General features: G+C 64.8%; 12 protein-coding genes. 7 read left to right on the top strand and 5 right to left on the bottom strand.

Going from position 1 to position 15198, the window contains the following annotated elements; all coding sequences use genetic code 11:
- Position 1 precedes the first annotated feature (1 nt).
- The 3 genes from N2A41_RS03735 to N2A41_RS03725 are packed head-to-tail and all read left to right on the top strand — an operon-like array spanning position 2 to position 3101.
- Positions 2–910, top strand: a complete 909-nt coding sequence (locus N2A41_RS03735) for an MBL fold metallo-hydrolase (protein WP_260110316.1) — start codon at positions 2–4, stop codon at positions 908–910.
- A 23-nt stretch (positions 911–933) separates the two neighbouring features.
- Positions 934–1383 carry a thiol-disulfide oxidoreductase DCC family protein gene (locus tag N2A41_RS03730; RefSeq protein WP_260111103.1) on the top strand — a complete coding sequence of 150 codons (450 nt, stop codon included), beginning with the start codon at positions 934–936 and terminating at the stop codon, positions 1381–1383.
- On the top strand, positions 1380–3101 hold the full coding sequence (locus tag N2A41_RS03725) for an SDR family oxidoreductase (RefSeq protein WP_260110315.1): 1722 nt from the start codon (positions 1380–1382) through the stop codon (positions 3099–3101). Before N2A41_RS03730 ends, N2A41_RS03725 begins: the two co-directional genes overlap by 4 nt.
- 78 nt (positions 3102–3179) lie before the next feature.
- Here N2A41_RS03725 and N2A41_RS03720 read toward each other — a convergent pair whose 3' ends face one another.
- The gene (locus tag N2A41_RS03720; protein WP_260110314.1) at positions 3180–4487 is read right to left on the bottom strand and encodes an IS4 family transposase; all 1308 of its coding nucleotides are present in this window, start codon (positions 4485–4487) and stop codon (positions 3180–3182) included.
- A 681-nt stretch (positions 4488–5168) separates the two neighbouring features.
- Positions 5169–6080: a DUF1499 domain-containing protein gene (locus N2A41_RS03715; protein WP_222333165.1), complete on the bottom strand. Its 912-nt coding sequence runs from the start codon at positions 6078–6080 to the stop codon at positions 5169–5171.
- 339 nt (positions 6081–6419) lie between these two features.
- Between N2A41_RS03715 and N2A41_RS03710 the strand changes: the two genes are divergently transcribed.
- Positions 6420–6812 carry a hypothetical protein gene (locus tag N2A41_RS03710; protein ID WP_260110313.1) on the top strand — a complete coding sequence of 131 codons (393 nt, stop codon included), beginning with the start codon at positions 6420–6422 and terminating at the stop codon, positions 6810–6812.
- 60 nt (positions 6813–6872) lie between these two features.
- On the opposite strand, the gene N2A41_RS03705 is transcribed toward N2A41_RS03710, so the two are convergent.
- Positions 6873–7118, bottom strand: coding sequence for a hypothetical protein (locus tag N2A41_RS03705; RefSeq protein ID WP_003546063.1), 246 nt, complete (start codon positions 7116–7118; stop codon positions 6873–6875).
- Positions 7119–7242: 124 nt separating this feature from the next.
- Here N2A41_RS03705 and N2A41_RS03700 point away from each other — a divergent pair, with 124 nt between their 5' ends.
- Complete coding sequence (locus tag N2A41_RS03700; RefSeq protein WP_260110312.1) at positions 7243–7431, top strand: hypothetical protein; 189 nt, start codon at positions 7243–7245, stop codon at positions 7429–7431.
- 308 nt (positions 7432–7739) lie between these two features.
- Entirely contained in the window at positions 7740–8018 is a 279-nt protein-coding gene (locus tag N2A41_RS03695) for a hypothetical protein (RefSeq protein WP_260110311.1), read from the top strand.
- Positions 8019–8057: 39 nt separating this feature from the next.
- Here N2A41_RS03695 and ppdK read toward each other — a convergent pair whose 3' ends face one another.
- On the bottom strand, positions 8058–10766 hold the full coding sequence (ppdK, locus tag N2A41_RS03690; protein ID WP_260110310.1) for a pyruvate, phosphate dikinase: 2709 nt from the start codon (positions 10764–10766) through the stop codon (positions 8058–8060).
- Between the two features lie 62 nt (positions 10767–10828).
- Between ppdK and N2A41_RS03685 the strand changes: the two genes are divergently transcribed.
- Positions 10829–11185, top strand: a complete 357-nt coding sequence (locus N2A41_RS03685) for a hypothetical protein (protein WP_170258430.1) — start codon at positions 10829–10831, stop codon at positions 11183–11185.
- A gap of 435 nt (positions 11186–11620) precedes the next feature.
- Here the strand turns inward: N2A41_RS03685 and N2A41_RS03680 are convergent, their stop codons facing one another.
- Positions 11621–15082 carry a chromosome segregation SMC family protein gene (locus tag N2A41_RS03680; RefSeq protein ID WP_260110309.1) on the bottom strand — a complete coding sequence of 1154 codons (3462 nt, stop codon included), beginning with the start codon at positions 15080–15082 and terminating at the stop codon, positions 11621–11623.
- Positions 15083–15198: the final 116 nt, after the last annotated feature.

The raw sequence follows: 15198 nt of genomic DNA, 5'->3' as shown, positions 1-15198 counted from the left end.
CATGGACAGTCCCGCATTCGACCTCGCTTTCGAGCCGGCCTATGGGCGCGCCGTGCCGGTCGCCGCAGGTGTCGAGCGGATCACGGCGGAGAATCCCGGGCCTTTCACCTTTTTCGGCACCAACAGCTATATCGTCGGCTCTTCCTCGGTCGCGGTCATCGATCCCGGCCCGGAGGACGAGGCGCATTTTCAGGCGCTGATGGCAGCGCTCGCCAGCCGCGCGGTGACGCATATCGTCGTCAGCCACACGCATCGCGACCACTCGCCGCTGGCGAGACGCCTGCAGGCGGCAACGGGGGCGGTGACGGTGGCGCAAGGGCCGCACCGGCCGGCGCGGCCGCTCAGGGACGGCGAGATCAATCCTTTCTCCGAAAGCTCGGATCTATCCTTCGTGCCGGATATCGCGATCGGCGACGGCGAGACGATTGCGGGCGATGGCTGGTCGCTCAGAGCGGTGCTGACGCCGGGGCACACGGCCAATCATGCCGCCCTCGCGCTTGAAGGCCGCGACATCCTCTTCTCCGGCGATCACGTCATGGCCTGGTCGACCTCGATCGTCGCACCGCCGGATGGCTCGATGGCGGATTACATGGCCTCGCTCGAGAAGCTGATCGAGCGCCAGGACGCTCTGCTGCTGCCCGGCCATGGCGGGCCGGTCAGCGAGCCGAAGACTTTCCTGCCGGCGCTGAAGGCGCATCGGCTGAAGCGCGAGCAGGCGGTGCTGGCGCGCATCCGGGCGGGCGATCGTGGCATCGCCGAGATGGTGAAGGCGATCTATCGCGATACCGATCCGAAGCTGCATGGGGCAGCCGCGCTTTCCGTTCTCGCCCATATCGAGGATCTCTTGGAGCGCGGTATGATTGCGGCGGATGGGCCGCCTTCGCTTGCCGCCAGCTACCGGCCGGCGTAAGGGAGATGAGGGGAGAGATGAGCATGGGGCGCGCCGAATACAGCTATCGCGAAGATCCTGATGTGCCTGATTTTGCCGATGACCGGCCGCTGATCGTCTTCGATGGCGAATGCGTGTTCTGCTCCGGCTGGGTGAAGTTCGCGCTGAAACATGACAAGCAGCAGCGATACCGCTTCCTCGCCGCGCAGACGCCGCTCGGCGCCGCGCTCTACCGGCATTATGGGCTGCATGCGCGCGACTATGAAACCAATATCCTCATCGAAAACGGCCGCGCCTTCCTCAAGTCCGACGGCTCGATCCGCATGGTGGCAGGCCTCGGCTTTCCCTATTCGCTGGTGAAGATCTTCCGGCTGCTGCCGCGGCGGTCGGCCGATGCGATCTATGAATTCATCGCCCGCAACCGGCTGAAGATTGCCGGCCGGCAAAGTTGCATGGTGCCGACGCCGCAGCAGCGCAGCCGGTTCATCGCATGAGCGGCGAGAGATTTTGCCTGCTCATCATCGGCGGCTACGGCACGTTCGGCGGGCGGCTGGCCCGGCTGCTTGGCGACGAACCGCGGCTGAGGCTGCTGGTTGCCGGGCGCTCGCTTGAAAAGGCCGACGATTTCGTTGCCGATCTCAGGACGCCGAAAGATGGCGCCGAGGGCCTGGGAAGCAACAATCTCGGTGCGATGGTACAGGCGGTAGCCTTCGATCGTGACGGCGATCTCACAGAACAGCTGACGCGGATGAGGCCTGATCTCGTCGTCGATGCCTCGGGGCCGTTCCAAAGCTTCGGCAAGAATGCCTATAAGGTGGCCGAAGCCTGCATTGATCTCGGCATCGATTATGCCGATATTGCCGACAGCACCGGCTTCGTCGCCGGCATCGGTGGGCTGGATGCGACGGCCAAGGCCAAGGGCACCTTCGCTCTGTCGGGGCTCAGCAGCCTGCCTGCGCTTTCCTTTGCGGCGCTCGAGGCTATGGCGCCGCATTTCTCCCGGGTCGAGAGTGTCGCGGCGGGCATTGCCCCGTCGGCGCATGTCAAGATCGGGCTCAATGTCGTGAGGGCGATATCAAGCTATGCCGGCAAGAAGGTTCCGATGCTGCGCGATGGGCAGCCGGCCTCCGGGCGCGGGCTGATCGATGCGATGCGGGTGACGGTGGCGCCGCCGGGGGTCAAGCCGCTGCGCAGCCGGACATTCCTGCTGGTGGATGCGCCGGATCTCAAGCTGCTGCCGGCACGCTTTGCCGATCTCCAATCCAGCTTCACCGGGGTGGGAACGGAACCGCAGCCGCTGCAACGCTTGCTCAGCTTCTCGGCAAGGCTCGTCCGCCTCCGGCTGCTGCCGTCGCTGCTGCCGTTTGCGCGGCTGCTGCAGCGGGCCAGCCACGCTTTCGCGGTGGGCGACCATCGCGGCGGCATGTTCGTCCGCGTCGGCGGCATCGATCACGCCGGAAAGCGGCTGACGTCCGGCTGGCATCTGATTGCCGAAGGTGATGACGGGCCGTTCATTCCGGTCATCGGTGTGGACGCGCTGGTGCGCCGGCTGCTGAGCGGCGTGCGGCCGGAGAATGGGGCGCGGCCGGCGGCCGGCGAATTGCAGCTTGCGGATTTCGAAGCGGCCTTCCAGCGGTTTTCGATCACATCCGGGATCACGATGGAAAACGAGGAGGCACGCCTGCCGCTCTACCAGAGAATCCTCGGCAGCGCCTGGGATCAGCTGCCGCCCGCCCTCGCCGCCCTGCATGCCGGCGGCGCCCGCGTCGCCTCCGGCCGGGCGCGGATCGAGCGCGGCGACGGGCTGCTGGCGAGGATCGTCGCCGGGGTGATCGGTTTTCCCCCGGCGGGCGAGGATGTGCCGGTCACCGTGCGCTTCGCCGCCGATGGTGACAAGGAGATCTGGACACGCGATTTCGGCGGCACGGTCTTCCGCAGCTGGCAGGTCCAGGCACAGAGCCGCGACCGGCATCTGCTCGCCGAGGTCTTCGGGCCGTTCCGGGTGCTGATGGCACTGGTGCCGGATGGGGAAAGATTGCGACTGGTGGTGCGCGGCTGGCGGTTCTGCGGCATTCCGCTGCCGATGTTTCTGGCGCCTGGCGGAGATACCTATGAGGAGGAGCGCGATGGGCGCTTCCGCTTCCACGTGGAGATCGGCGGGCCGCTGACGGGGCTGGTGGTGCGGTATACGGGGTGGTTGGTGGTGGAGTGAGGCTGCCCTTCGCGCGGGTGGCAAATGCGCCGTTCGGTTTGCGCGGATAGCTGCCCCTCACCCTAACCCTCATATGCGCTAGGTTAAGCGGGCGCGGAGATGATCGCATTGTTTTCGGCGTCGTCGCGGCGGCTCGCAGAGGTGGCGACGACTTCGCGAGACGAGATTACAGACGGCCTGCCACAGAAGTGGTCCGCGGATGGCGGCGCAAATGCTGGTCAGGGCTAACTTCATGAGACGCCAGCGCGAAGGACTTGCCAATGGGGGGCTAGCCAGCGGGGTTGCCGCATCCAGAGGGGGAGAGTCCGGGACTTGCCCGGCAATCTGTTCGGCGATGATGGCGACGATCAGCCTGGCGTAGAGCCATGCCCGGGCCAGTTCCGGCTTCTTGGCCGGCAAGCTGTCGAGGCCGGCCAGGCTCTTGAACCGTTTGAACGCCAGCTCGATTTGCCAGCGGAAGCGATAGAGGGTGAGGATATCGGCCGGCGGGAAGGTGGCGGCCGGCAGCGAAGTTAGCAGCAGAATATACTTCGCCGCCTCGAGACTGCGCGGATCGGGTTGTTTGCCGCGCTTGCGGGCATCCTTGAGCAGACGCTCCTGCTCGGCTTGGGCCTGTTGCGGATCCTTGCGCCGGACAATGAGGCGCAGGACCAGCGGCGGCGTTGGCGGCGTCCCCGTCATGCCTTCGTGGACACGAACCTGCAGTTCGCCTTCCTGCTCTTGCTGAGCGGCGAGCGCGGCAAACAGATCAAAGGGCTCGCCATTCGTCTGCAACAGGCGCAACGAGTTCCAGCCGGTCCGCACGATGAAGTCTGCACCGGCATCGATCACCGGCCGCAGGTCGCGCGGTCTTGCATAGTAGCGATCGGCCAGCACGATATCACGGGGTGCATAAGTAAGGCGCTGAAGGTTCTCGGCACCATGGATGTCGGTCAACTCAAGCTGATCGACCTGAGCCGTTGCCAAGTCGTAGCCGACATGCAACCGCCATGTCGTGCGGTCAGCGCCCGGATGGCAGATCGACGTTCCATCGAGCACACGCAAGCGATAGCCCGCAAAGCGCCCCGCCGGTACTTTGGCCTGTTCGGCAATCAGCGCGGCCACGATGTCGCCAAGCCAAGGCGCCGCTTTGCACAGCCGCTCGAGCAGCGATGGGTCTGACAAACGGGCGATCCCGCCCGCTTCGGCCCATGCACAGGTCTCGCGCAACGACATGCCAAGGCCGCCATAGGCAAGTGCCAGCCGCAACAGCGTCTCAGCGTTCTTGATTTCGCGCACCCGCGTGAAGGCACCGCGCAACCGCGCCGTTGCTTCCAGGTCAAAACCCGCCGGAAGCCGCGCGCGCACTTCCGGCCAATGATCCAAAATCTGAGGACGAATCTTCATCCAAAGCTTGAATCACAACCAGATTCCTTATGTCCAGCGCTAAACCTAGCGCATATGACCCTAACCCTCTCCCCGCTCGCGGGGCGAGGGGACGTGCCCTGCGAAAGGTTAGTGGGGAACGGAGAGGTCGCGGCGATTCCCCTTCGCCCCAGCGGGGAGAAGGTGGCCCGAAGGGTCGGATGAGGGGGCCGCACGGCACGCCCTCTCATCTTAACTATCCCGCCATGCCGACGCGAGCGCGGTCGAATCCTGCATGAATGTTGTTGGTAAGACCGGCTTCGCCGGCCCCCTCATCCGCCCTACGGGCACCTTCTCCCCGCTGGGGAGAAGAGGGAACCGAGAGGTCGCGGCATATCCCCTTCGCCCCGTTTACGGGGAGAAGGTGGCGGCAGCCGGATGAGGGGCTACACGGCACACACCTCTCGTAATAATCTATTCGGCGACTGAGACGACGCGAGCGTTGTGGAACTCACATGGTGTTGTTGAAAAGCGGCTTCGCCGGCCCCCTCATCCGCCCTACGGGCACCTTCTCCCCGCTGGGGAGAAGAGGGAATCGAGACGCTGCGGTACAAGGCGTCGAGTCCGCCGCACCCTCTCCCGGCCCTTCGCTTGGGCTCAGGGCGTTCGCAACTGCAATCGATTCACTGGATCGATTGCTGCCGCCTGCGGCGGCACCGTTGCTCACCCACCCGCAATTCCCAGCAGCTCAGCATCCAGCGCCTTCAGATAATCGCCGGCGATCTCGGCGCTGAAGCCGAGGTCGTGTTGGCCGTAGCGGGAAGCGACGCGGATGTCGACGAAGGTGGTTTCGGCCTCTTCGCGCAGCCGAATGATGAAATCGAAGCGCAGGCCGAGGATCAGCGTGCGGGTGGTGCCCTGCAGCGTCACGCCGTTGACGCCGCGGATCAGCTTGGCGACATCGTCGTCATAGGGGCGCGGCGTCGGCACGGGGATGATATCGGGCGCATCGGCCACCGCATCGTCGCTCGCCTCCGGCGGCTTGACCGGTCTGTCCTCGGGATCGCGGCCGGGCTCGGTGTCGCCACTGCTCCTGGTGATGGTCATGCCGCTCATCTTGGCGACTTTGCGCACCGCTTCGAGCACGCGGTCGAGCGCGCCCTCATAGCGCCGGCCGGTGAGTTCGGGATAGGCGGCGAGCTGCTTTTCGCGATCCTCGGGCGTCACCTCAACCTTGCGCTTCAGCCAGATCTGGTTGAAATACGGCTGCGAAAGCCAGTCGGGTGCGGCGACCGGATCGGTGGAAACGTCATAGATATCAGGCAGCGTCAGGTAACGCTCGGTGGTATAGGCGCCAAAGGCCAGCGGAAAGGCGGCATAAATCAGCGCCGCCAGCGCCGCCAGCCCGCCTTCGGCCCCCGTCATCCAGAGGCTGCGCAGCCCGAGTGCGGCGAGCATGACAGCGAGAAGCGCGCCGCCGGCGGCGGCAATCAAGAGCAGCACCAGATAAGGTGTGGCGAGGCCACCGAAGCGATGGGCGATCATAACAGCCAGCGCCAGCACCAGGGAAAACGCCCCGAGCAGCCGCGAAAAGCGGGCGGCGCTGGAAACGGGGCGGTCATAGCGGATGGCCATCAAACTTACCGGTTGCTCGTCAGCGCCCGCGCGTTCGACCACGCAAATCGCCTCAACCCTGTTTAGAGCATGATGCCGAAAAGTGTGAAGCGGTTTTCGGACGACATCATGCTCTATTCTTTGATTTAGATCGGGATTCAGATTTTAGGCCGGCCCGGCCTAAAGTCATCCGGATCTGGGGCAAGATTCGGCTAAATTGAAACGATTGTCTGAAGCATTGCGTTGGAATCCTGGGCGATGGCCATGGCGAAACGGGGCCTTCTCTATAAGCCCTTGCTGATATGTCAAAAAAAGGCCATTCTGCCGCGGTTTCATCTCCAGATACAGAGGAGAGACGGGATGATTTCACCCGAGATGGCAGCAAGGCCGCAGGCGTCCGCGCTTGGCGGGATCGACCACCAGTCCGAAACGATGCTGCCGCTGGAGCTGCTCGAACTCGAACTTTCGCTCGAAAGCTATGCCGGCGGCGATACCGACTTCTGCGCGGCGGTGCGCCAGGCCGCGGCACGCTCCGGTGGCGAATTGCTGTTCGACCTTCCGGCCGGCGGCCTCGTCCAGGATTGCCGCCGCATCGCCGTGCTTCGCATTCCAGGCGATGGCCACGACATGCGCGTCGTGCTGGCGCTGCTCGACGGCAACGGCACTGAGATCCGCATGCAGGCGCCCGATGAAGAGACCGCGCCGCTGGTGCGTTTCGCCGATGCCTTCATCGAAGTGCTGGAGCGGATCTGAGTTTCATTTTTTTACGCAATTCCGGACGGAAAACCGCTTCACACTTTTCCTGGAATTGCTCTACCGGCGCTCGGCCGCAGCTTCCGCGACACTGCGGAAGGGGAACTTGCGCCCGCATTCGCACTTGATCACGAAATTTTCCTGGTGGTTGGACGGCCGCTGCACGCCGAAGCCGCGCGGCAGCTGATCGACCTTGAAATCCGGATGCTTGCGCTTGGGATCATCGACTTCCGAGGCCTCGGCAAAGCCCTCATTGCCGCATTGCGGACAGTTCAGTTTTTTCGAAAATCGATCGCGAAGGGCCATGCTCGTTCCAAGGTTTGCAAGCTTTCCTCATACATAGGAATGGCCCTGATGCATAGAAAGGTTGGCCGGCAAAAGTGGAACCAAGTGCCAAGCCTGCCGTTCCTTTTTCGAAAAGGAGGCACTCATGCCCAACAAAGACCCGATCCCGACACCCAATGCCGATACGCCGACGCCAACGTCAGGCAATCCCGACCGGATCCAGCAAAAACCGCCACAGACGCCGGCGCAGGATCCGGACGATACGAAGAATCCTCTGGATCCGCCGGTTGATCCGGCGCTGCTGCCGATCGGGGATCCGGCTGGGGCGGCGTGAAGGGTGAGCCGCAAAGTCGCGAATGCGCTGAGCGCAAGCGAAGGCAACAATGAATGGCGTGCCGTGCGGCCCCCTCATCCGACCCTTCGGGCCACCTTCTCCCCGCTGGGGAGAAGGGAATGTGCCGCAACGTCTCGATGCCCTCTTCTCCCCTCGGGGAGAAGGTGCCCGTAGGGCGGATGAGGGGGCCGCACGGTACACGGCTCGCCTAATCACCCAGTCTCGGCAATATCCGAACCGAGGCACTAGCTTGACGACCCCTACCGAATGGCCTTTCCTCTGAGAAAAGCATTCCAAGGACCAAACCAATGCGCATCCCTATTCTCATCACCGCCCTCGCCACCATTGTCGCCGGGCTTTCCGCCTGCCAGACGATGACGCCGGAGGAGCGGCGGGCGGCGGATGAGCAGCGGTGCCTGGGCTATGGCTTCCGCCGCGGCACGGATGGCTTTGCCACCTGCCTGCAGCGCATTGATCTCGACCGGCGCGCCGAATCGCGGGCGCAAAGTGCCGAGCTGATGAACGACATGGCCTGGGATCTGAACGGGCCTTATATCTACGGCAATCACTGGCGGCATCACCACTGATTGCCACGGGCGCCCTGCACCAGGCCTCCAGCGAAAATCCTACACGATTGCCCGCAGGTCTTTCGGACCGCGCCTGACCTCTTCCAGATTGCCTGCAATCACCGCCTGCGCCGCCGCTAACCTGGCGATCGGCACGCGGAAGGGCGAGCAGGAGACATAGTCGAGGCCGATCGTTTCGCAGAAGCGGATCGAGGCCGGGTCGCCGCCATGTTCGCCGCAGATGCCGAGCTTCATGTCGTTGCGGGTGCGCCGGCCGCGCTCGGCGGCGATGCTGATCAATTCGCCGACTCCGTCGAAATCGAGCGAGATGAAGGGATCGTGCTCGATGATGCCCTTGCGCTGATAGGTGGGGATGAAGGCCGAGGCGTCGTCGCGCGAGATGCCGAAGGTGGTCTGCGTCAGGTCGTTGGTGCCGAAGGAGAAGAATTCGGCGGCCTCGGCAATCACATGGGCGCGAAGCGCGGCACGCGGCAGCTCGATCATCGTGCCGACGAGATAATCGATCTTCATGCCGGCCTCGCTCATCACCTCGCCGGCGACTTCGTCGATGCGCGCCTTGACGTAATCGAGCTCGGTGCGCAGGCCAACGAGCGGCACCATGATCTCCGGCACGACGGCAGCCCCGGTCTCCTTGGCTGCGGCGACCGCCGCCTCGAAGATGGCGCGGGCCTGCATCTCGACGATTTCGGGATAGGAGATCGCCAGCCGGCAACCGCGATGGCCGAGCATCGGATTGAACTCGTGCAGCGCATCGACGCGCTGGCGAAGGGTTGATGCCTCCATGCCCATGGCGAAGGCGACCTCGGCGACCTCGTCGTCGGTCTTCGGCAGGAATTCGTGCAGCGGCGGGTCGAGCAGGCGGATCGTCACCGGCAGGCCGTGCATGACGGTGAAGAGGCCAGTGAAATCCAGCCGCTGCATCGGCAAGAGCTTGTCGAGCGCCACCCGCCTGCCCTTCTCATCGACGGCAAGGATCATCTCGCGCATGACATGAATGCGCTCGCCCTCGAAGAACATGTGCTCGGTGCGGCAAAGGCCGATGCCCTCGGCGCCGAAGGAGCGGGCGGCCAGCGCATCGGCCGGCGTATCGGCATTGGTGCGCACCGTCATGCGCCGGGCGCGGTCGGCCCAGCCCATGATGCGGCCGAAATCGCCCGACAGCGCCGGCTGGATCATCGGCACCTCGCCTTTCAGCACCTGGCCGGCAGAACCGTCGATGGTGATGATATCGCCCTTCTTCAGCGTCACGCCGACGCCGAGCAGCCGCTCGTTGCGCTGATCGATGCGCATCGTGCCGGCGCCGACGACGCAGGGGATGCCCATGCCGCGGGCGACGACCGCCGCATGGCTGGTCATGCCGCCGCGGGTCGTCAGAATGCCTTCGGCGGCATGCATGCCGTGAATATCCTCGGGGCTGGTCTCGACCCGGAGCAGGATCACCTTGCGGCCTTCGGCTTCCGCCTCGACGGCCTCTTCGGCGGTGAAGACGATGGCGCCGGTGGCAGCGCCCGGCGAGGCCGGCAGCCCGGTGCCGATTACCTGGCGGGTGACGCGCGGATCGATCGTCGGATGCAGCAGCTGGTCGAGGCTGGAGGGCTCGATGCGCAGCACCGCCTCGTCCTCGGTGATCACCCCTTCATCGACCATGTCGACGGCGATCTTCATGGCCGCCCGGGTCGAGCGCTTGGCCGAACGGGTCTGCAGCATCCACAGCCTGCCGCGCTCGATGGTGAATTCGATATCCTGCATGTCGCGGTAATGGATTTCGAGATCGGTGCAGATGCGGCAGAGTTCGCGAAACGCCTCCGGCATCAGCTTTTCCATCGAGGGTTTTTCGGAGCCGGAGGAAATCCGCCCCTCCTCGGTGATGCTTTGCGGCGTGCGGATGCCGGCCACCACATCCTCGCCCTGGGCATTGACCAGGAATTCGCCGTAAAGCGCCCTCTCGCCGGTCGAGGGGTTGCGGGTGAAGGCAACGCCGGTCGCCGACGAATTGCCGAGATTGCCGAAGACCATCGCCTGGATGTTGATCGCCGTGCCCCAGCCTTCCGGAATATTGTGGAGTTGGCGGTAGGTGACGGCGCGCGCGCTCATCCAGCTGGAAAAGACGGCGCCGACCGCGCCCCAGAGCTGGACTTCGGGATCCTGCGGGAATTCCTGCTCCAGTTCCTCCTCGATCAGCTTCTTGTAGAGCGAGACGATATGCTGCCATTCCGAGGCGCTGAGTTCGGTATCGAATTCATGGCCGAGCTTGGCCTTCTCGTCTTCCAGGATCTCCTCGAAGGCGTCGTTGCCGAGGCCCATGACGACATCGGCATACATCTGGATGAAGCGGCGGTAGCTGTCCCAGGCAAACCGCGCATCGCCGGCATCGTGGCCGAGCGCCTGCACCGTCTCGTCGTTGAGGCCGAGATTGAGCACCGTGTCCATCATGCCCGGCATGGAGACGCGGGCGCCGGAGCGCACCGAGAGCAGCAGCGGCTGGCTGACGGAACCGAAGTGGCGGCCGGTGATCGCCTCGATCGCCGATATGCCGGCGCGCACCTCGGCCTTCACCGCATCCTCGATGTGACGGCCGTTCTTGTAATAGGTGTTGCAGGCATCGCTGACGATCGTCAGCCCCGGCGGCACCGGAAGTCCGAGAGCGCACATTTCCGCGAGATTGGCGCCCTTGCCACCCAGAATCTCGTGATCGCGCGCCCGGCCCTCAGCCTGCCCGTCGCCGAACCTATAGACCCACTTGGTCATCTTCCCCCCAACACCAAATCGGGGCTAGCTTAATCCGTTGGTGTTGAAATGAAAATCGACAAATGCGGCAGAATGTTGCGCTGCACAATAAATCTTGGCTGCGGCCGGCGTTGAAACGGTTGAAAGGTGCCCAAACAGAAAACAAGGCACAAAAAAAGCTTTGCGGGACAGCAACAATGTCCCGCAAAGCCTTGTTTCCGTCCGGCCAGGAAAACCGGACGGGGGGTCCCTCAACCCAGGAGCGGCTCAGCTTTTTTGTAAAGCAGAACCGCCTGACCTCGTCTTACGCAATTCCTGGAAAAACAGATCGCTACCTTCCCAAGATTTGCTCTCGGTTTCCGGTTCTTGCCCTCGCCCGGAATACCGCACGCAAATTCGACAATGCACAACCGTTGATCGCCCGTTTTCGAGCAGGGTAATTAGGTTGCGTTGAAACAACTTCTAATGCAAGTCAGCGAAAAGAGCATCACCCAAATGGACTACGAGGGGCGAGGAAGCCGACCTTTTTTGGTGTTTATTGCTTGTCAGGGGATTTTGCGCAATTTCCGGGCGCAAAACCGCGCCGTCGCTTTACGGAAATTGCGTCTGCGCTCGGCGTCGACATGGATGCTCGGGTCAAGCCCACTGCTGTCCGGTTGGCGCTAATGGCTGCCCCTCACCCTAACCCTCTCCGCGTAGAAACGGGGAGAGGGGACGTGCCTTGCGAGAGCGAGATGGGAACGGAGAGGGCGCGGCATGTCCCTTCGCCCCGTTTACGGGGAGAAGGTGGCGGCAGGCGGATGAGGGGCTGGTCTCAGCAAACTCGCCGATCGGGATGTCCAGTGACAATCAACCCTTCCGCGTCGTCGAAAACCTCAGGCAATCTCGCGCAGGCGCTCGGCCATTTGCAAGTCGACGGAGACGAGTTGGGAGACGCCCTGCTCGGCCATGGTGACGCCGAAGAGGCGGTTCATGCGGGCCATGGTGATCGGATTGTGGGTGATGATGACGAAGCGGGTTTCGGTGGAGGCCGCCATTTCGTCCATCAGGTTGCAGTAGCGCTCGACATTGTGGTCGTCGAGCGGCGCGTCCACTTCGTCGAGCACGCAGATCGGCGCCGGATTGGTGAGGAAGACGGCGAAGATCAGCGCCATCGCCGTCAGCGCCTGTTCGCCGCCCGAGAGCAGCGTCATGGTCTGCGGCTTCTTGCCGGGCGGGCGGGCGAGGATTTCAAGGCCGGCTTCCAGCGGATCGTCGGATTCGATCAGCTGCAGCTCGGCGGTGCCGCCGCCGAAAAGATGGGTGAACAGCCGCTGGAACTGGGCATTGACGATGTCGAAGGCGGCAATCAGCCGCTCGCGGCCCTCGCGGTTGAGGCTCTGGATGGCGCCGCGCAGCTTGCGGATCGCATCGATGACGTCGTCGCGTTCCTTGATCAGCGCTTCGAGCTTTTCGCTCAACTCCTTCTGTTCCTCGTCGGCGCGCAGGTTGACGGCGCCCAGCCGCTCGCGCTCGATCCTCAGCCGTTCCAGCTCGCGTTCGACTTCGCGCGGATCGGGAAGCGCCTGCATGGTCGGGCGCCCGGTCAGCTGCAGCGCCTCGTGCGGCGCGACGTTCAGGACCTCGCGGATGCGGGCTTCGCTTTCCTGCCGCTTTTCGCGAGCCGAAACCAGGCGCTCCTCGGCGCGGCCGCGGCGTTCACGGCATTCGGCAAGTTCCGACAGAGCCGTCGTCGCCTTTTGGTCGGCTTCGCGCTGGATGCGTTCGGCCTCGGCCAGCAGGTCGCTCGCCTGGCGGCGCGCCTCCTCGGCCTTCTGCAATTCGCTGAGCAAAGCGCGGCGCTTGTCGTCGAATTCATCCGGCGCCAGTTCGAGCTCGGCTGCCTCGTCGCGCGCCTCTTCCTCGCGCTCGCGCAATGTCGCGACATGATCTTCGGCACTTGCCGCCCGCTGGCGCCAGGTCTCGCGCTCCTGGCCGATCGCCACGATGCGGCGCTGGCGGGCTTCGTTTTCGCGGGCGAGGCTCTCATGGCGGGCGCGGCTTTCGGCCAGCGCACCGCGATGGGTCGCAACTTCCGCCTGCTGGAACCGCAGCCGCTCGTCGATATCAGTCAGATCGGGCGCGTCCTCCAGCTCGATGCGGGCATTTTCTTCCTGGACGGCGATCTCCTCCAGCTGCGACCGCAGCTGGCTTGAAGCCTCGCTGACGACATCGCGGCGGCGGATCAGATCGCCGGAGGCACGCTCGGCGGCGGCAAGCGCCTCGCGCGCCTCAGTCAGATGGCGTGCCGACAGACGACTCATGTCGCGCGCCTCGGCAAGCCGGCGCTCCCCAGCGCGGATCGCTTCGGCAGCGGCTGCCTGCCGCTCTTCGGCTTCGGCAAGCACGTCGCGGGCAAGGGCGGCTTCGCCTTCGAGTTCGGCCAGGCGGTTCTTCTGGGCCAGGCGCAGGGCCGCAGCACTCGGGGCATCGGCACTGGTGACGTGGCCGTCCCAGCGATAGACCGCGCCCTCTTTGGTCACCAGCCGCTGGCCGGGCTTCAGCGCCGCCATCAGCCGCTCGGCATCGCCTTCCGCGACCAGGCCGATCTGGCGCAGGCGGCGGGTGAGTGCTGCCGGTGCGCGGACGTGATCGAGCAGCGGCGCGACACCGGATGGAAGCGCGGGGTCGCCGGCACCATCGCCATTGTCCGACCAATGGGCCGGCGCCTCGGCATCGAGCGGCGATTCCAGATCGTCGCCGAGGGCGGCGCCAAGTGCGGTTTCGAAGCCGCGGTCGACCTTCAGCTCGTCGGCAACCGGCGGAAATTTTCCGGCCGCGGCACCGGCGGCGAGCATGCGGGAAATGGTCCGGGCCTCGGTTTCCAGCGCATTCAGCGCCGAACGTGCCTGCTCGACTGGCGCGCGCGACAGCGCCTCGGTCTGGCGGGCGCCGGCCAGCGCCTGGTCGACCGCCTGCACAGCGGCTTCCGCGTCGGCGACGGCGATCTCGCCTGCCTCGACGATGGCGCGTTTTTCGTCGGGATCGGGCAGGCCTGATATCTTCTCGCCGATGGCGGACAGTTCGTGGTTTGCCTCGTCCATCTGCCGTTCGAGGCGCATCCGCCGGTCAGCGAGATCGCGGATGGCGCGTTCCAGCTGGTTGCGGCCGGCGGCAGCCTCGGCGCGCTCGGCCGTCAGCTGGGTGAATATCCGCTCGCTATCGGCCAGTTTTGCCGCCGCGCCCTCGAAGGTCTCGCGGGTTTCCTCGGCATAGCGGCCGGAATCGGCGAGGATTTCCGAAATCTCCGCCTCTTCGGCATCGAGCCTTGCCAGGATGACGGCATTGTCGGCGACCAGCCGCTGCTCGCGGCTAATGTCCTCGGCAAGCTGGGCGAGACGGCGGGTCAGCTCGTCGCGGCGGCGCAAGATGCGGCCGGCATCCTCCTCCAGCTGGCTTCTGGCGATCTGCAGGCGCTGCAGGGCGGCAGCCGCACGCGCCTCGCCCTCGCGCAGTTCCGGCAGCTTCAGGCTGGCGACAGCCTGGTTCTTCGCCGCCTCCATCTGCATCTGCGCCTTTTCGGCGACGACGGAGGTCGCCTGGTTCAAGGCACTGTCGGCCTCGGCCTCGGCTTCCTTGGCCTGCACCCAGCGGATATGCAGCAGCATCGCCTCGCGGGCGCGGATATCGGCAGACAGCGTCTTGAAGCGGTTTGCCTGGCGGGCCTGGCGCTTCAGGCTCTCGATCTGGCTTTCGAGCTGCGAGGTGACGTCGTCGAGACGCTCGAGATTGCCTTCGGCGGCGCGCAGCCGCAGCTCGGCCTCGTGGCGGCGGGAATGCAGGCCGGAGATTCCGGCCGCCTCTTCGAGCAGCTGGCGGCGGGCCTGCGGCTTTGCCTGGATCAGCTCGCCGATGCGCCCCTGCCCGACCATCGACGGTGACCGCGCGCCTGTCGAGGCGTCGGCAAACAGCAGCTGCACGTCCTTGGCGCGGCTTTCCTTGCCGTTGATGCGATAGAGCGAGCCCTGTTCACGCTCGATGCGGCGGGTGACCTGGATCTCGTCGCTGTCGTTGAAGGCGGCAGGCGCGGTGCGCTCGCCATTGTCGAGATAGAGCGCCACTTCGGCGGTGTTGCGCGCCGGGCGGTTGCCGGAACCCGAAAAGATCACGTCGTCCATGCCGGAGGCGCGCATGTTCTTGTAGGAATTCTCGCCCATCACCCAACGCAACGCCTCGACGAGGTTCGACTTGCCGCAGCCGTTCGGCCCGACGACGCCGGTCAGCCCGCGCTCGATGATGAATTCCGTCGGCTCGACGAAGGATTTGAAGCCGACCAGGCGCAGCTTGTTGAACTTCATGCGGAAATATCCACGGCAGGAAGCCCCCTCATCCGCCCTACGGGCACCTTCTCCCCGCTGGGGAGAAGAGGGAATCGAGACGCTGCGGCAAATCCCCTTCGCCCCAACGGGGAGAA

The sequence above is a fragment of the Rhizobium sp. SRDI969 genome, from assembly GCF_025152725.1.
In the GTDB taxonomy this organism is placed as follows: Bacteria; Pseudomonadota; Alphaproteobacteria; order Rhizobiales; family Rhizobiaceae; genus Rhizobium; species Rhizobium leguminosarum_I.
Note: the sequence above shows the minus strand (reverse complement) of the source record. Positions and strands in the feature narration are given on the sequence as shown.